The organism is Nitrosopumilus sp. S6, assembly GCF_054515815.1.
Window position 1 is genome coordinate 113,768 of sequence record NZ_JBTNRI010000004.1, and the last position, 15,353, is coordinate 129,120.

General features: G+C 32.1%; 19 protein-coding genes. 13 read left to right on the forward strand and 6 right to left on the reverse strand.

The window, feature by feature from the left end; translation table 11 throughout:
* The first annotated feature begins 25 nt into the window (after positions 1-25).
* The gene (locus ACX12B_RS04570; RefSeq protein WP_459352873.1) at positions 26-427 is read left to right on the forward strand and encodes a hypothetical protein; all 402 of its coding nucleotides are present in this window, start codon (positions 26-28) and stop codon (positions 425-427) included.
* Here the strand turns inward: ACX12B_RS04570 and bioD are convergent, their stop codons facing one another.
* Complete coding sequence (gene bioD, locus ACX12B_RS04575; RefSeq protein WP_459352891.1) at positions 428-1,111, reverse strand: dethiobiotin synthase; 684 nt, start codon at positions 1,109-1,111, stop codon at positions 428-430.
* An 80-nt stretch (positions 1,112-1,191) separates the two neighbouring features.
* On the opposite strand from bioD, the gene ACX12B_RS04580 reads away from it, so the two are divergent.
* From ACX12B_RS04580 to ACX12B_RS04590, 3 genes are all read left to right on the forward strand, one after another.
* Complete coding sequence (locus ACX12B_RS04580; RefSeq protein ID WP_459352874.1) at positions 1,192-1,377, forward strand: hypothetical protein; 186 nt, start codon at positions 1,192-1,194, stop codon at positions 1,375-1,377.
* 4 nt (positions 1,378-1,381) lie between these two features.
* Complete coding sequence (bioA, locus tag ACX12B_RS04585; protein WP_459352875.1) at positions 1,382-2,695, forward strand: adenosylmethionine--8-amino-7-oxononanoate transaminase; 1,314 nt, start codon at positions 1,382-1,384, stop codon at positions 2,693-2,695.
* Between the two features lie 137 nt (positions 2,696-2,832).
* Positions 2,833-4,041, forward strand: coding sequence for a tyrosine-type recombinase/integrase (locus tag ACX12B_RS04590; RefSeq protein WP_459352876.1), 1,209 nt, complete (start codon positions 2,833-2,835; stop codon positions 4,039-4,041).
* A gap of 4 nt (positions 4,042-4,045) precedes the next feature.
* Here ACX12B_RS04590 and ACX12B_RS04595 read toward each other — a convergent pair whose 3' ends face one another.
* From ACX12B_RS04595 to ACX12B_RS04605, 3 genes are read right to left on the reverse strand one after another with little or no spacing between them, the layout of a single operon-like run.
* Complete coding sequence (locus ACX12B_RS04595) at positions 4,046-4,537, reverse strand: hypothetical protein (RefSeq protein ID WP_459352877.1); 492 nt, start codon at positions 4,535-4,537, stop codon at positions 4,046-4,048.
* Positions 4,537-4,710, reverse strand: coding sequence for a hypothetical protein (locus ACX12B_RS04600; protein WP_459352878.1), 174 nt, complete (start codon positions 4,708-4,710; stop codon positions 4,537-4,539). The genes ACX12B_RS04595 and ACX12B_RS04600 overlap by 1 nt, the downstream gene beginning before the upstream one ends.
* The gene (locus ACX12B_RS04605) at positions 4,707-4,877 is read right to left on the reverse strand and encodes a hypothetical protein (protein WP_459352879.1); all 171 of its coding nucleotides are present in this window, start codon (positions 4,875-4,877) and stop codon (positions 4,707-4,709) included. Before ACX12B_RS04605 ends, ACX12B_RS04600 begins: the two co-directional genes overlap by 4 nt.
* A 102-nt stretch (positions 4,878-4,979) precedes the next feature.
* On the opposite strand from ACX12B_RS04605, the gene ACX12B_RS04610 reads away from it, so the two are divergent.
* The 7 genes from ACX12B_RS04610 (at position 4,980) to ACX12B_RS04640 (ending at position 10,587) form a co-directional block, all read left to right on the forward strand.
* Entirely contained in the window at positions 4,980-5,207 is a 228-nt protein-coding gene (locus ACX12B_RS04610; RefSeq protein ID WP_459352880.1) for a hypothetical protein, read from the forward strand.
* A gap of 795 nt (positions 5,208-6,002) precedes the next feature.
* The gene (locus ACX12B_RS04615; protein ID WP_459352881.1) at positions 6,003-6,176 is read left to right on the forward strand and encodes a hypothetical protein; all 174 of its coding nucleotides are present in this window, start codon (positions 6,003-6,005) and stop codon (positions 6,174-6,176) included.
* Positions 6,176-6,340 (forward strand): hypothetical protein, encoded by a 165-nt coding sequence (locus tag ACX12B_RS04620; protein WP_459352882.1) that lies wholly within the window; start codon positions 6,176-6,178, stop codon positions 6,338-6,340. Before ACX12B_RS04615 ends, ACX12B_RS04620 begins: the two co-directional genes overlap by 1 nt.
* Positions 6,340-7,854: a DNA primase family protein gene (locus ACX12B_RS04625; RefSeq protein WP_459352883.1), complete on the forward strand. Its 1,515-nt coding sequence runs from the start codon at positions 6,340-6,342 to the stop codon at positions 7,852-7,854. The genes ACX12B_RS04620 and ACX12B_RS04625 overlap by 1 nt, the downstream gene beginning before the upstream one ends.
* Positions 7,855-8,383: 529 nt before the next feature.
* Positions 8,384-9,043 carry a hypothetical protein gene (locus ACX12B_RS04630; protein WP_459352884.1) on the forward strand — a complete coding sequence of 220 codons (660 nt, stop codon included), beginning with the start codon at positions 8,384-8,386 and terminating at the stop codon, positions 9,041-9,043.
* Positions 9,044-10,138: a hypothetical protein gene (locus tag ACX12B_RS04635; protein ID WP_459352885.1), complete on the forward strand. Its 1,095-nt coding sequence runs from the start codon at positions 9,044-9,046 to the stop codon at positions 10,136-10,138.
* Positions 10,129-10,587, forward strand: coding sequence for an Lrp/AsnC ligand binding domain-containing protein (locus ACX12B_RS04640; protein WP_459352886.1), 459 nt, complete (start codon positions 10,129-10,131; stop codon positions 10,585-10,587). The genes ACX12B_RS04635 and ACX12B_RS04640 overlap by 10 nt, the downstream gene beginning before the upstream one ends.
* Positions 10,588-10,972: 385 nt before the next feature.
* On the opposite strand, the gene ACX12B_RS04645 is transcribed toward ACX12B_RS04640, so the two are convergent.
* Positions 10,973-11,248 carry a hypothetical protein gene (locus tag ACX12B_RS04645; protein ID WP_459352887.1) on the reverse strand — a complete coding sequence of 92 codons (276 nt, stop codon included), beginning with the start codon at positions 11,246-11,248 and terminating at the stop codon, positions 10,973-10,975.
* A 54-nt stretch (positions 11,249-11,302) separates the two neighbouring features.
* Positions 11,303-13,738, reverse strand: coding sequence for a heavy metal translocating P-type ATPase (locus tag ACX12B_RS04650; protein WP_459352888.1), 2,436 nt, complete (start codon positions 13,736-13,738; stop codon positions 11,303-11,305).
* 136 nt (positions 13,739-13,874) lie between these two features.
* On the opposite strand from ACX12B_RS04650, the gene ACX12B_RS04655 reads away from it, so the two are divergent.
* Positions 13,875-14,558 carry a DsbA family protein gene (locus ACX12B_RS04655; RefSeq protein WP_459352889.1) on the forward strand — a complete coding sequence of 228 codons (684 nt, stop codon included), beginning with the start codon at positions 13,875-13,877 and terminating at the stop codon, positions 14,556-14,558.
* Between the two features lie 56 nt (positions 14,559-14,614).
* Entirely contained in the window at positions 14,615-15,040 is a 426-nt protein-coding gene (locus ACX12B_RS04660; protein ID WP_459352890.1) for a hypothetical protein, read from the forward strand.
* The last annotated feature ends 313 nt before the right edge of the window (positions 15,041-15,353 follow it).

Below are 15,353 nucleotides of genomic sequence, written 5' to 3' on the forward strand. Positions count from 1 at the left end.
TATCTCAAGAAGACAGAGTAATTTCATGGCAGACCCAAACTTTTCTTGGATTTATCTAATAATTTTCTTAGCAATTCCATTATCAAGAATTATTCCAAGATTAATTGCAAAAAGAAAACAAGCAAATGGAAATTATTCAACTTTTGAAAAATCAAAACAGGAAAATATTGATGGAGTTAGACTAGAACAAGAACCATCATCAAAACCTCAAACAAAAGACATGCAAGTTCTAGGAATAATACATCAGGGAGCAAATACATTTGAGAAAATTCAAAGATCAGTCAAAATGGAAAACAAAGAATTAGATTCCATTCTACAAGAATTAGAAAAGAAAGAGCTTATCAAAGTAGTACAAAAACAAGGAATGTTTGGACTAAAAATTGAACTTTATTCTACAGATAAAGGATTCAAAGAGTACTATTCTTAATTATTTTAGTAACGATTTCAAATCAATATTCTTCTTGAAGATTCTATTAAGAGAAGAATCACTCATGTCTTTGATAAATGGAACAGAACCCAAAACTTTGACTCTTGTCAAACTCTCCAAATCTCGTTTTAGGTTTTTTACAGGATAACCATCATCAAAATCATTAATTATTATTCCTTTGACTGGAATTTTGTATTTCTGACACATTTCAATTGTCATTATGGTGTGATTAATGGTTCCAACTTTGCTTCTAGTAACAATTACAGTAGGTATTTTCATTTCTTTAATCAAGTTTGTAATGTAATAGTCTTTGAGAATAGGAGTCATTATTCCCCCCATTCCTTCTACAAGAATCATTTCATGAAGTTTTGATAACTTTTTGAAACTAGATAAAATGGTGGAAACCTTGGGTTTTGTTTTTAGATTCTTCCATGCAGTATAAGGAGATGCAGGGATTGGAAAGAATTGAGGATTTACCAAATTTTCAGGATCAGATGTTTGCGCAGCTCTGGCTAAAATTTCAACATCTTCGGATTTGTAGCCTTTTTTCTGGGCAGTCCCAGCTGCAAAAGGTTTCATTACACCCACATCTACATTCATTTTTCGTAACGCAACTGCAAGTCCTGCTGTGATGTAGGTTTTACCAACATCAGTGTCAGTTCCAGAAACAAAGATGGATTTCAATAGAGATTTTTTAGAATAATTCATTGATTAACTCATCGGTTGGGCTATATTGTTAAAAATATCCATGAGAGATTGTAATCATGGCAGAAAATTTCCAAGATCCTGACAAATACGAAACACTAACAATTGAATCCAAGGTCAGAGAAGGTGTTTTTCATAAAGTAGTCAAGGATTTAGAGAGCGGTAAAGCAGTGTCTTGTTCTTGTAAGTGTTGGAGTAAAGGTGGAAAGGCTTGTGCGGCAATGCGAAGCATAGGTGTTGAGTAAATAGTTGAAAAGTTCTGTTTGGCACCCAAATACCCAAATGAAAGAATGGAGTTCGTTTGACAAAATTACCAAAGCCAAAGGAATGTGGCTTGAAGACTCTAAAGGCCACAAAATGATTGATGCTGTTGCCTCTATGTGGTGTAATGTCTGGGGTCATTCTAATCCTCAACTAATAAGGGCAATTACAAATCAGAGTAAAAAACTACAACATTCTTCCATGTTTAACATCACAAATGAGCCTGCAGAACAACTTGCAGACAATCTTGTGAAAATATCTCCTGGAATGCACAAGGTATTCTATTCAGATAATGGTTCATCTGCAATGGAAATTGCAATCAAGATTGCATTGCAATACTGGAAAAATATTGGGGAGCAAAAGACAGAGATTTCAACTCTAGAAAATGGATATCATGGAGATACATTTGGCGCCATGTCAGTAGGATATGTTCCAGAATTTTTTGGTAAATTCAAAAAACAATTATTCAAGACAATACAATTTCCAGTTCCAAACAAATATCGATTACCAAAAGGATACACATTAACAGATTATCAAAATGAATGTTTAGAAAAAATTGAAAAAAAGTTTTCAAATAATAACAACATTGCAGCATTTGTAATGGAGAGTGGTGTACAGATGGCAGGAGGGGTTATAATTTACCCAAATGGATTTCAAAAAAAGATTAGTCAAATATGTAAAAAATATAATGTGTTACTTGTTTTAGATGAAATTGCATCAGGGTTTGGAAGATTGGGTTCAATGACACAATACCAAGAACAACAATCAATTCCAGACATTGTCGCATATGGAAAGATGTTAACTGGTGGATATCTTACAATGGCAGCTACTCTTGCAAACAAAAAAGTATATGATTCATTTTCAGGAGAATTCAATGATTGGAAACATCTATTCCACGGACACACTTACACAGGAAACCCACTTGCAGCAACAATTGCAAATAAAAATATCAAAATGTACAAGAAAAATAATCTGATCAAAAAAATTCAAAAAACATCCAAAGTTTTTGAAGGGTATTACAATGAAATATCTGAAATTGATATTGTCGGAGACATCAGACATAAGGGAATGCTTATGGGCATAGAATTAGTTACAGACAGAAAGAAAAAAACTCCAATCCACCCCAAAAAATCAATCAACAAAATATTTTATGAGGCAGGAAAGAAAAACGGAATTTATCTTAGAACTCTTGGTAACATAGTCATGCTTGTTCCACCCTTGGCAATATCTGAAAAAGAGCTAAATTCACTCCTAAAACGAACCATCAAAACAATCAAAGATGCAAAATCACAGGTAATTTGACTGTTAACCCCCTATAGGCTCAAAGGTTAACCTTTCCATTATTGTTATGATTGACAGTCAAACCTTTCCTTTATCTAAGCTTAATCAGATAATAGAGCATGGTTTTGACCAAAATAGTACGATCAAAGGAGTCATTCATGGATAAAGTGTCCAATCTTAGCAGATCATCTATTGAAAGTATTGAATATGCAATTAACAACTTTGAGAATTTCTGTATGGAAAAATATGGCAAGGCTGATCTAATTCCGGAATTAAAAACATCAAGTGAAGAAGAAGTTTATGATGTTTTACAGAACTGGATTAATTTCAATAATTCAAAAGCTCCGGCTACTATGCAAGTCTATTTCTCAAGACTAAGAAAATATCTTCATTACATGGGTATCAAACTCAATGATCAAGATATCAAAGCAGAATTAACTTTCAAGCATAAAGTAGAAGAAGAAAGATATGGATTGACATTAAATGATATTCAAACAATTTTCAAAGAAATGAAATACAAGCACAAAGTACAGTATCTTTGTCAATTATCCAGTTTAATGAGAATAGGTGAAATAATCCAACTTAGAAAAAAACACCTAATTTTAGGTCAAAAGAACATTATTGTAAAAATTCCTTCAAGTATAACCAAATTTAACAAAGGAAGGACTACCTTTTTCTCAAAAGAAGCAAGTAAAATGCTAATGCCAATACTAAAAGAACTAGATGATAATGATTTAGTTTTTGGCTCTAGCGATAATCCTAAATTTTCAGCAGAGCAAAACAAGTTAAATTCACAGTCTGCAACTAAACAAGTTCTACGATTAGCAGTAAAAAAGACAGGATTAACCCAAGTTTATGACTCAACAGGTAGGTATTTGATCAACACTCATTCCTTTAGGGCATATGGAATAACTAAACTGTCTCGTCATGATCCTAACTTTGCTAAAAAAATAGCAGGGCAAAAGGGGTATCTTTTACAGTATGACAGGATGTCTGATGAGGAAAAACTAGAACTTTATGAAAAATTTGAATCAGATTTAATCATTGACAATTCAGAAAAACAAAAAGCAGAAATCAAAAAACTAGAAGATGAAAAATTAGAACTAAAGAAAGCCAAGACTGAAAATGAAATAATGAAAGATGATGAGAGATTCAAGGGGTTGATCATGGAGTCGCTATTAGAAAACGAAATGGCAGATAAAGTCACAGTTACAATGTTAAAAGAAGCAATGGATAAAATGAAGGCTATGGAGAAAACCATTGATTCTTTAAGAAAATACAGAATTGAAAAAAGTGATGTGCCTCAAATCATTAAGATGTATCAACAAGAAAATGAAGATTTGAAGAAGGAATTAGAGGAAAAATAGATGATTATCCTATTGCAGGGTTTTCTTTAGTTTCACTTTGTTGTTGTGCTTTCAATTTTGCTGTTTCAGTACCCAAAAGACCTGTTAATTTATTGTATAAAATATCTTGAATATTTGTTACTCTTAATTGCATAGGCAAAAAATCTGCTTTTTTAATTGAGGAATTATAGTGTACTAAATAACACAAAATACCTGTAATGTTATTTTTATCATCAAAAATAAAATCTAGATTAAAATTATTTACTAACGCCATATCTTTGAGTTGAATCATTAAATTATTTTTCTTTGCAGGAGTATCAAGAAGTTTTGCCAACTCTCCAAAAACGATATGTGATTGAATGTATATCCTATGTGGAAATTTTTTCTGAGTATAAACAAGTAATTTTTGTACGTCTAAAGCCCATTCAAAATTTGGTTTATTTGCAGATGAATCTTTACATTGAATCCCATCTTCTTTACAATAATTCATGATGTTTTCTTTAGTAGTAGATGGCATTACTTATCTCCCCAAATCTTCTTTAAATTTTCTTTGTCTATTGATTCTCTATGTTTGGCGTTTTGTTTTCTCAAAACTTCATCTTCAGAAAATTCTTTTTGGATCTTCTGCATAGTATCGCCAAAATCTTGTAATCCTTTAGCAAATTTATCTAAAACATCTAGGAATTTCATTTCTTACCCCATAGTTTTTCGAGGTTTTTCTTGTCTCTATCATCATCTAACTCTTTTTCAAGGGCTTTGATCACTATATCCTTCATAGAAACCTCCCTACTTGCTGAAACAATACTCAATTTCTTGTGTAGATCGTCTGGAATATCGACTAAAAGCTTCTTGACCATTCGCAGTTTTTTCAACAATTTATCATATTAATCATTACACTATAAGACTAATGATTATAGGTTAATAGTAATACCTATATTCCTATATGTCATATTTGACACATGAGTCAAGCACAAACTGAGAGGTTTCACCAACTCAGATATGTGAAAATGGGAATCTACATTGCAGTAGTGACCTATGCTTCATATGTCATAATTTTTGGTACGACCTTCTTCAATGAATTTCAAAGAATGATGATCTTTGGAATGGAGCTCACAGCAATCACAGGATTCCTTTTCATCTATCTTGGTTTGCAAATGAAAAAGTATCCGAAAAAATTGGAAAATTAATTTTCCTTTTTTTATTTTTTATTTTTTTATGTGTCAAGTTTGAAACAAGTGTGACACAAATTAGTTTTCTATTAAACAAAATTTTAAAAAATATTAAATGTTCTTATAGTTTAATTGCATAAGCAAATACATGGTAAATTGCACAATCTCTTTGAGTTGTAATGTTTCATCAACATTACGTGAAAAGTGCGAACACAAAATATTTTGCTCGAACGAGTATGATGAGAATATTTGTGCCGATAGTAATTTGATTCTAAATCAAATGAATACCCATCATCAAACAATTTCAGAAAATACAGGGTGTGTTGTCGAAAAATTGTTTGATGGAGGGAGTTTTATCTGAACGTAAACTTTACACTTTCTATTGAAGTTGAAACATTACAAAAGTTTTACAAAGCAGTTCCTAGCGGTCAAAGAAGTAAGTTAGTTGATAATTTAATTAAACAATTCTTAGAAGAAAAGAAAAGTGGCTCAGAGGGTGTCCATACCTCTGAGTCCAATGCCGTAAAAGAAAACACCAAAGCTTCACCAAAGGAGATTTCTTAGTTTGTATAAACCTCAATCATTCTTAAAGTATCAAATTGATGTATTGAATTGCCCATCATGTTTCAAACTTTCAAAGAAACTAAAACTCAAAAAATTCACTTCATCTAGAGGATTATCTATCCATCTAAAACATAGTCATGAAATTTCAGATGAAGAATACAAACGAATTAGATACTTAGCTAGGCTCTATCTAGGCAAAAAACAGGATATTTCATTCATAGAATACTGCTTTAGAAGGGGGTTTTTGTATTGAGAAAATTCGCACTATCCCCATGTTGCAAGGCTGAGTTTAAAGAGGCTAGTGATGAGTGTGATATTCTCAAATGCCATAATTGTGAGAGATTTTATGCCTACAGAAAAGACGTAGATGGTTTTGAGTTACTCTATCCAGACATAGAAGATTCAAAGGAGGACTGGAAATGATGTCCGAATTTGAGAAAATTATTCTAAAGTATGGAGGTCTTTGTCTAGTCTGTAAAGTTCTATTGCATAAAGGTGAGGTTGTATTGTTCAAAAAAGGTACAGGGGTTAAACATCTTCTTTGTCAAAGTAAGGAAGATTTTCTAAAAGGGGAGGGAGTTTTCTAGTGTCAACTCCTTTAATTAATTGCAAAAACTGTTTGGCAGATAAACATGATGAATGTTTGAATGAAAAAAAATGTCTTTGTGCAGTTGAAACAAAACATAACAAACCAAGTCTAAAAGATGGAGTTAGAGAAGATCCTACAAAGAAAACTAGTCTTAGAAATTTAATTGAAATATTCGTTGTGGATAATAATTTAGAATTTAATGGAGATGAAAGAATTGATAATGTTGCTAAAGTTTTATTGAAATTTTGGAATTTTGTGACTCTAAGAAAAACAGAAACCATTCTAATGTATAACGGAAAAATCTATGACAGGTTACACGCTGAGACAATCATTAAAGAAGAAACAAACAAACTAATTCCAAATTGTACTAAACATGAAAGAAGTGAAGTAATTGATAAAATCAAAGTACAAACTTATTCTGATATAGAAGATTTTGACAAAGATACTAATCTGATCACAGTTGAAAATGGAATACTAAATTTAGAAACATTAGAACTAACACCACATACTCCAAAACATCTAAGTCAAGTTTTGTTACCTGTGGAATATCACAAACCTGAAAGTAATGATATTGAAAAGAATCTAAAGAATACTTTGTTTTGGAAGTATCTCAAAAATTCATTTATTGTAGATGGAAAATTCAGAAAAGAGGATTTTGAAACAGTCTTAGAAATAATTGCAAGTCCTATTGTTAAAAGACATATTGATGAAAAAGCCTTCATGTTTCTCGGAGTAGGTGAAAACGGAAAGTCTGTTTGCCTTAACTATATTGAATCCTATTTAGGAAAACATAATGTTACACATATTCCATTACAAAAAATTGCAAGCGATAAAAATATGAGTGCCGATTTAGATGGAATGTCTGCAAACATATTTTCAGATTTAGAAAAGAACGAATTAAGACATACAGGTGAAATCAAAGATATTGTATCAGGTGAAGGATTACAAGTTCAAAAGAAATACAAAGATCCGTTTACACTATATCCATTTTGTAAACTAATGTTTTCATGTAATCGTTTTCCTAAATCATTTGATCAATCTCAAGGATTCTTTAGACGATGGATGATAATAAAATGGGAAAGAAATTTTGAAAATGATCCTGAAAGAATTGAGTATCTAAGAGAAACCTTAGATTCTAATCAAGAAGAAAAGAATCTAGTGTTTTCTAACTTGGTGATAATTGCAAATAGATTAAACAGAGATGGAAAATTCACACATACAAAAGACTGGAAAACTATTCAAAAAGAATGGAATGAAAATGCTGATCCAATAGATGATTTTGCTACTAATTACATTATAGAAAGTGAGGAAAATAAAACCAAAAGAGAAACCTATCAATTCTATAAAGAAATTTGTTTTGAAAAAGGTGAGACTCCTTTAGGTATGGGGCAATTTGGTAAGCAATTTGCAGAGTATTATGAAGAAGATAGAGACAATAAAGCTAGAGTTTGGCTCAATATCGATTTCAAAAGACCTATCCAAACAACCCTAAAAGAACAAGATAACTCCTAAACTATCATTTCTTTCTGTAAAATTCAAGGATTTTAGGCATATTTTTGATCGCTTTTGTGCCTAAAATGAGTGACAAAATTGATTTGAAACTTTTCTTCGAGAAGTTTGAGACTATTCTAAAAAAAGTTTGAAACTAGTTTTGTCACTTCTTATTCATTTATTCCTTGTAGTTTATTCTGTAAACTATCAGTTACAAAAGATACAGTTTTGTTTCAATCATTTTGTTTGTTGTAGATGTTTTCATCAATTACCATACTATCTTATCCAATTAACCCCCCTATCTTTATCCAGACTTTATCAAAAATCATTACAGTTTTCAATAGTTCTATTAAAGAAAATGTTCATTATGTTTAATAGAAGAAATTTAGGTTCAAAATAACTAGAATTATTTTTGCTCAAAATAATTTGTTTTGAACTTCTCACTCCTCGCATGATAGCTTATCTAATATTATTCTAACAAGATTTTCATGAGTAAAATAATTCCCAAGGTGTTAGTAACTTGTAAAAATATTGAGGGAGGGAAATAATTTTGGTTAAAGCTGGGTTCTTACCAAATATTTCAGGAGACTTTTCATTCTATAAGACACTTGCAATAAAAGAATTACAGAATAAAGATTACAATGGAGCAACATCTGCATTGTACAGTCTCAATCTTTGTCTTACTGATGATTACCTTGTCAAAGTATCTACAAAAGAATACCATGAACTAATCAAAGACAAATCATCTTTTCAATGTCAGCATTGTACAATGACTTCAAAGATTACAATTAATGAAGGAGAAGATGATGAGAGATTTGAAGAAATAAAAGTTCCAACAGAAATTCCGTTTAACGATGTAAAAGTATTTGATATTATCAATCCTCTAATCAATTCTGTCTTAGTTGGTTCTAGTACATCGAAATGTTGGACTTGCCCAAAATGTGAGAAGGATAATTTTCAGAATAATGGAGAATGGAACATAGTACAATCAACAAGACAAAAGACAAACACCTTAGGAGTAGTACCTTCAAACCCTGTCAAATTTCGAGGGCTGAAGAATAGAAGCAATTTCCACAATGAGTTTTGTGGCTGGTTCTGGAATTTCATGGAGGAGATTCAGGCTAAGATGGTATTGTTTAGAATCGAATACATAAGACAAAATGGACATGACTTTGACGATTCAGGCTTCAAAGATGAGGGTGATAAGTAGATGGCAATTCTTGAAAGGGTTGAACCAAAACCCAAATCCTCAACCAAACAAACAGGCTCTCCAACGGTAATAAGATGGAAAGGTCAAAAGCTGATTAGATCACACAGTATCAGAGCTTGTGCATATGAAATTCTTCAAGCAAGTAAAATCGATGATGTTGTAAAAATTACTTTAATCGGTCAAACTGGAACAGGTAAGACCACAATTCAACAAACCTTGAGTCATTTGATTCATACAATGTCAGACATTCCATATGCAGTCAAAACTTTCACTAAACATGATTTGTTAAACATTGAGGAAACTATCAATACGTTAAAACTCAGTCCGACAAATTACATAATTCATTTTGATGATGTGTCATTTCTAACTGAATCAAAAAAAGAGATTGAAAAAATCAAACAGATTTTCACTGTCATGAGACACATGATTGGAGAAGGTACAAAAATTATTGCATTTTTCTCATTTCATTATTCAAAAGGTTTAGACAAATACTTGAGAATGTCAAATTTTACTTTTCATACTTCAATGGGAAATGAAGAAATTGACAATGTACAACAAACACTTAGAGGAAAACACAACAAAATAGTTGAAGAATTTGCAGAAATATTTGCGAGGTCTAGAAATGGTTCAAACAAATTTACTATGCCATTAGGAAAAAAGAATTTCTTTTCTTACAAAGTAAAAGATCCTTTTACATTAAGTCTGTTTATCAACGGTTATTCAGCTCGTTACATTGTATCCCCAAAAAGAGAATGGATTGATCCTGTATGTTCTATCTGTTCAACATCTCATCTGAAAACAGAATCAAAACCTAATATTGAAATGGAAGATTTTGTCAAAGACTTTTCAACTAAATTCACAATAGGCAATGCAAAAACAGCAGTTAAGATTAAACTATTTCAAAACGGAATCAATGTTTTTTCTCCTAGAATTATTCAAGCTATGAAATATCTTGATAGATTAATTGCTGAAAAGACTTTCAATCTAGAGGACTTGGCTTTAGCATATGATTTAGAGCCTCAAAAAGCAGTATTATCTAAAGCAAAACAACCGGACATCAAAGAATCTAACGTGGAGGCTCAAGCATGGAACTAATTCTAAATCCAATTACAGAATGTTACATTAACTGTATTGCTAAATCGGATATTTCCAGATTAACAAAACTTTCAGCAATTCAAGAAATTGTTACAGAAACTATTAGAAAAATGCCTAAAATCCGTTCCACTATGACTTTGACACGGTCAGAATCAGGAGAATTGTTTCAACCTTCTGATAAATTAATTGGAGCAATGCTTGGCCAAAATACCGTCAAGGCTTATGTTGTAATTCATTGTGAAAAGGGTGAAGAATATCCAATCTTAAAGAGTCTGAGTCATATTCCAGAAGTAAAAGAAGCAGATGTTGTATTTGGATTGTATGATGTGATTTGTAAAGTGGAATCCTCAAGTGATAAAACATTAGATAAAGTCATTACAAAGGCAATTAGAAAGATACCTCATATTGTTTCTAGCATGACATTAAATGTGATCAATGAACAAGAATGAATCCTACAAACCTTCTTTAAATTCCAAAATAAAACACCAATGCTGCCACCACTACAAGTGCCCCCACAAATATCAAGGGTTTTGCTAATGAACCATATTGTGTCATAGATACAATATGTAAATAAAGAATATAATTTTCGATTAACATTGTTAATCCTTGTGTGCCTACATGGGTCTGAATTAGAGTCTAAAATGGTTGACTACTAGTCGGCCTACCTTCTAATTATAGTCGGAGTGTTAATGTGATCTAACAAATCGCCCTCCCAGATTTGAAATTAATTTTCTAAACTTTCGACAATATTTTCTAACGTATTTGCAGAACCAATACTTGCAAAACGACTATTTGTCTGTGAATCAACAATATATTCAAAAAAGATTCAAGCCTCTAAGGATTATTCAATTGATTCAAAAATTCTTGATTTTGTCTAAGACTGTCCATCATTTGAGGATGTTTAGTAATGTCTTCAATTATCTTCCCATGTAATTTTTGATCATTCATCATTGTACCTAGCATAATCTCCATCCATCTCTCAGTGGTGTCTGGATCTCTTGCCATCAAATTTCCTGGACTGTAAATCTGCTCAGAAATAACATATCCTACCACAAATCCTGCAAAAAACATTCCAACAAAAAGCCCTGCAGAAATGTATTGTTTTCCCATAATTTACATTGTTATTTTTATAATATCAATCTGATACCTTACAAATGTAAATAACTATTTTTGTAATTTTCTAGGATTCCATAGTTTTAATGATAGTGAGCTAAGTGTCACTGATACTGAGCTTGCAGCCATTGCTATTCCTGCTAAAGCAGGATAAAGTAAACCAAATCCTGCAAACGGAATTAATATTGTATTGTATGCAAAAGCGTAAAACAAGTTTTGTTTTATTTTTCGTATTGTTTTTTTACTTACTTCTATTGATGAAATTACTCCCAAAAGATCATCTCGTAATAATACAATATTTCCAGCTTCTAATGCTACATCTGTTCCAGTACTAATTGCAATTCCAATATCTGCCTGGGTTAATGCAGCAGCATCATTAATTCCATCCCCTACCATACCCACTTTTTTGCCTTCATTTTGCAACTGTTTTATGACATTAACCTTTTCAGAAGGCAAAACTTCAGAAAATACATTAGAAATTGAAAGTTCCTTTGAAATCGTTTTTGCAGTTTTTGCATTATCTCCTGTAAGCATAATAACATCGATTTTGAATTTTTTTAATTCTTCTAAGGTCTTTTTGGCACTTGCTTTTGGAATGTCCAAAAGTGCAATAATTCCAATTAACACGTTATCCCAAGAGACTACAACTACTGTTTTTCCCTCTGCTTGTAGGCGTGAAATGTCCTCTTCAATTGATTCTAAACTGATTCCTTCTCTCTTCATTTGATTTGGACTTGTAACTAGAATTGTTTTTCCATCAAATATAGCTCTGACACCTCTTCCAGGAATCGCTACAAACTCTGTTGGTGACTCAATGGATATTTTTTCATCTTTTGCCTTTTTGACTAATGACTTTGCAAGTGGGTGTTCAGAATTTTTTTCAGCAATGGCTGTAATTCTTAGTAATGAGGATGTATCATTATTTGAAATATTTGCAGGAATAATGTCTGTAACTTTGGGTTTTCCTTCTGTTAGTGTACCTGTTTTATCAAAAACTATTGTGTTGATTTTTCCTAATACTTCTAATGAATCTCCTCCCTTGAAGATCACACCATTGCTTGCACCTTTTCCCATTCCTACCATAATTGCAGTGGGAGTTGCCAATCCTAACGCACATGGACATGCAACAACAAGAATTGCAACTGCTGGAATTAATGCAATTGCAATACCTACATCTTCTGGTGTAATAAAGATCCAAGTCCAAAACGTTCCAAATGCCACAATGAGTACTGCTAAAGCAAAATATCCTGCAACTTTATCTACTATTTTTTGCATAGGTGGTTTTGTTCCCATTGCATCTTCTACTAGCTTTATAATCTGAGAAAGAATAGTGTCATTTCCAACTTTTATAGCTTTGAGTACTAGAGATCCTTCGTGATTTACAGTTCCTCCAATTAACCTGTCTCCTGGTTTTTTTTCAACAGGCACTGATTCCCCAGTAATCATTGATTCATCAACTGCAGAAAATCCCTCAATAACTATACTGTCTACAGGAATTTTTTCTCCAGGTCTCACAATTATTGTGTCTCCAATGTTTATGAGTTCTACTGGAATTTCAATTTCTTGATCATTTTTTTTAATTCGAGTGATTTTTGGCTGAAGCTCAAGCATTTTACGTAGAATGGATGATGCTTTACCCTTTGTTTTATGCTCCATATATTTTCCTAAAATAATGAACGTAATCACAATGGCAGCAGCATCATAGTAGATGTTTTCCCAAACAGGAGTCGGAAATGTGTTAAACGCACTAAATAGAAATGCTGCAGTTGTTCCTGTAACAATTAGAGTATCCATGTTTGCCGATTTTATTTTAGTAATTCTATATGCCCCCACATAGAATCTCCATCCCACTGTAAACTGAACAATACTTGCACATACAAAAATAAGATATGCAGCAGCATCAGTTCCTGCAAGTGGAAGAAACGAAAGCAATTCCGGATAACCAAAAATTACAATTGGTATTGAGAAAGCAATCCCTCTAAAAAATAATCTTTTTAATTTTTTTATCTCAACTTCTTCTGATGAAATTATGTTATCTTCACTTAAAATTTGAAATCCTGTCCTAGTGATTATTCCTCTTAGATCAGAACTTGAAAGAAGAGTAGGATTGTATTCGATAATTACTTGACTTTTTTCATGATTAATGGAGATTCTTTTTATTCCTGTAATCTCTGACATTTTTCTTTCAAATTTTTCTGAATTGACTGGATCAGCGATTTCGTTAATCTTTGCTGAAAATGTATCATAGACAATCGAATAACCAATATCTTTAATGAGTTTTTCAATATTTTCTAAATTAATTTTTGATGGGTCATATGCCAAAGTAGCTTTTTCAGCTGCCAAATTCACTTGACATTCTTTTATGCCTTCAATGTCTGACATGTAATTTTGAATTGCAGTTATACATCCAGCACAATGCATTCCTCCAATTTTTAGCGCAGTCTTTGTAATTTGATTTTTTTTAGAATCTAACGATACATGTTCCATTATCTCAATTTTATACTTTGATTCTGTATTTATTATCAAATACTTACATTTGTAAAATTTTCAGAACAGAAATCTAAAAAAACAGCCTACAAAATTAGGAAAAAGACGTAAATGTATAGACAGAATTTCTGAGATTATGAAAAAACCTTTGGTAGTTGGTGGTATTGTTGCTGTAGTAATTGCAGTGTTTGCACTGACTTTTGACAGTACTCAAACCCAAATGGAAAATACAGACACTGACTCATCGGTTTCACCATTGTCTTTTTCAAATCTTATTACATCAGATACACCTCTAAAAGGAGATCCTTCAGCACCAATTACCCTTATTGAGTTTGGAGACTTTCAATGTCCTAACTGTGGACGATTTGCCAGAGATACTAGTCCACAAATAGAATCATCATATGTGGAATCAGGCAAAGTTAGTATGGCATTTAAACACTTTCCAGTAGTTGGTCCTGATTCAAAACCTGCTGCCATGGCATCTCAATGTGCAAACGATCAAGGAATGTTTTGGGAGTTTCATGATGAACTGTACAACAATCAAGGTCATGAAAACTCTGGATGGGCAAATAGGGACAATCTAAAACAAATTGCATCAAACATGGGACTAGACACACAGAGTTTTGATTCATGTCTTGATAGTAACAAATACGAATCATTAGTGGAAAGTGATCTTAATCTTGCAAAACAAATTGACTTTAGAGGCACCCCTTCCTTTTTAATTCTCAATAATGACGGTTCCAAGCCTCAAGCACTTACTGGTGCACATCCATATGCTACATTTGAAAAGATATTTGATGATAGTCTAAACCAAAAGTGATGATAAACATGTTATCCTCACTCAAACAAGTTTTTTCAAACAAGTCTTACATATTTTTGGCAGCCACAATTTTTGCGTTATTTTGGATTATTTTTAATGTCTTAGGGGAACTGTTGTTCTTTACTCCTGTCTTTGTGTTTTATCTTCCTTCAGATGCAATTCCTGTTTTTGTATTATCAAATATAATCTCTGCACTTATGGGAATTGTTCTAAGCATGAATGTCTATGTTCTAAAAAATACCAAGGTAAAGATGAACAAGTCTTCCTTTATGGGTTCATCTGTTGGAATGATGGCAGGTGGATGTGCTAGTTGCTCTTCGATGGGATTTGTACTTTTGACTAGTTTCGGTACTGCAGGTGTTGCTGTGTCTACTTTTCTTTCAGTATATCAAATTCCTTTACTAATTGGCTCAGTGGCATTATTGCTGTGGGCTTACTACTCAATTCATAATAAATTAACCAAAACTTGCATTCTAAATTAGGTTAAAGAGTAAAAAATGTTAACAGCAACTGTCACGTCGTCTTGTTGAATCGTCTTTTTGTTGCTGTTGTTTGAATTTTACATATTGACTGGCATGGTCATCGCAACAAAATGATTTTCCAAACCTCTTTATCGCATTGTCTTTTTGCAAATCAATTCCACATATTTTGCAGTGTTTTGTAAAACCAAACATGATTTGTAATTATTTGTGATGTATATTAGATCAAATGCTTACATTTGTAAATTGACAAGAATTTTATTAATTTACAAATGTAAACTATTCAATTAAAATAGAAATCTTTTAGAGATAATCT

What these genes read in the sequence shown, in the direction of transcription:
- ACX12B_RS04570 (WP_459352873.1), top strand. Translation starts at nt 26, where the DNA reads ATGGCAGACCCAAACTTTTCTTGGATTTATCTAATAATTTTCTTAGCA.
- ACX12B_RS04580 (WP_459352874.1), top strand. Translation starts at nt 1,192, where the DNA reads ATGGCAGAAAATTTCCAAGATCCTGACAAATACGAAACACTAACAATT.
- ACX12B_RS04590 (WP_459352876.1), top strand. Translation starts at nt 2,833, where the DNA reads ATGGATAAAGTGTCCAATCTTAGCAGATCATCTATTGAAAGTATTGAA.
- ACX12B_RS04595 (WP_459352877.1), bottom strand. Translation starts at nt 4,537, where the DNA reads ATGCCATCTACTACTAAAGAAAACATCATGAATTATTGTAAAGAAGAT.
- ACX12B_RS04600 (WP_459352878.1), bottom strand. Translation starts at nt 4,710, where the DNA reads ATGAAATTCCTAGATGTTTTAGATAAATTTGCTAAAGGATTACAAGAT.
- ACX12B_RS04605 (WP_459352879.1), bottom strand. Translation starts at nt 4,877, where the DNA reads ATGGTCAAGAAGCTTTTAGTCGATATTCCAGACGATCTACACAAGAAA.
- ACX12B_RS04610 (WP_459352880.1), top strand. Translation starts at nt 4,980, where the DNA reads ATGAGTCAAGCACAAACTGAGAGGTTTCACCAACTCAGATATGTGAAA.
- ACX12B_RS04620 (WP_459352882.1), top strand. Translation starts at nt 6,176, where the DNA reads ATGTCCGAATTTGAGAAAATTATTCTAAAGTATGGAGGTCTTTGTCTA.
- ACX12B_RS04635 (WP_459352885.1), top strand. Translation starts at nt 9,044, where the DNA reads ATGGCAATTCTTGAAAGGGTTGAACCAAAACCCAAATCCTCAACCAAA.
- ACX12B_RS04640 (WP_459352886.1), top strand. Translation starts at nt 10,129, where the DNA reads ATGGAACTAATTCTAAATCCAATTACAGAATGTTACATTAACTGTATT.
- ACX12B_RS04645 (WP_459352887.1), bottom strand. Translation starts at nt 11,248, where the DNA reads ATGGGAAAACAATACATTTCTGCAGGGCTTTTTGTTGGAATGTTTTTT.
- ACX12B_RS04650 (WP_459352888.1), bottom strand. Translation starts at nt 13,738, where the DNA reads ATGGAACATGTATCGTTAGATTCTAAAAAAAATCAAATTACAAAGACT.
- ACX12B_RS04655 (WP_459352889.1), top strand. Translation starts at nt 13,875, where the DNA reads ATGAAAAAACCTTTGGTAGTTGGTGGTATTGTTGCTGTAGTAATTGCA.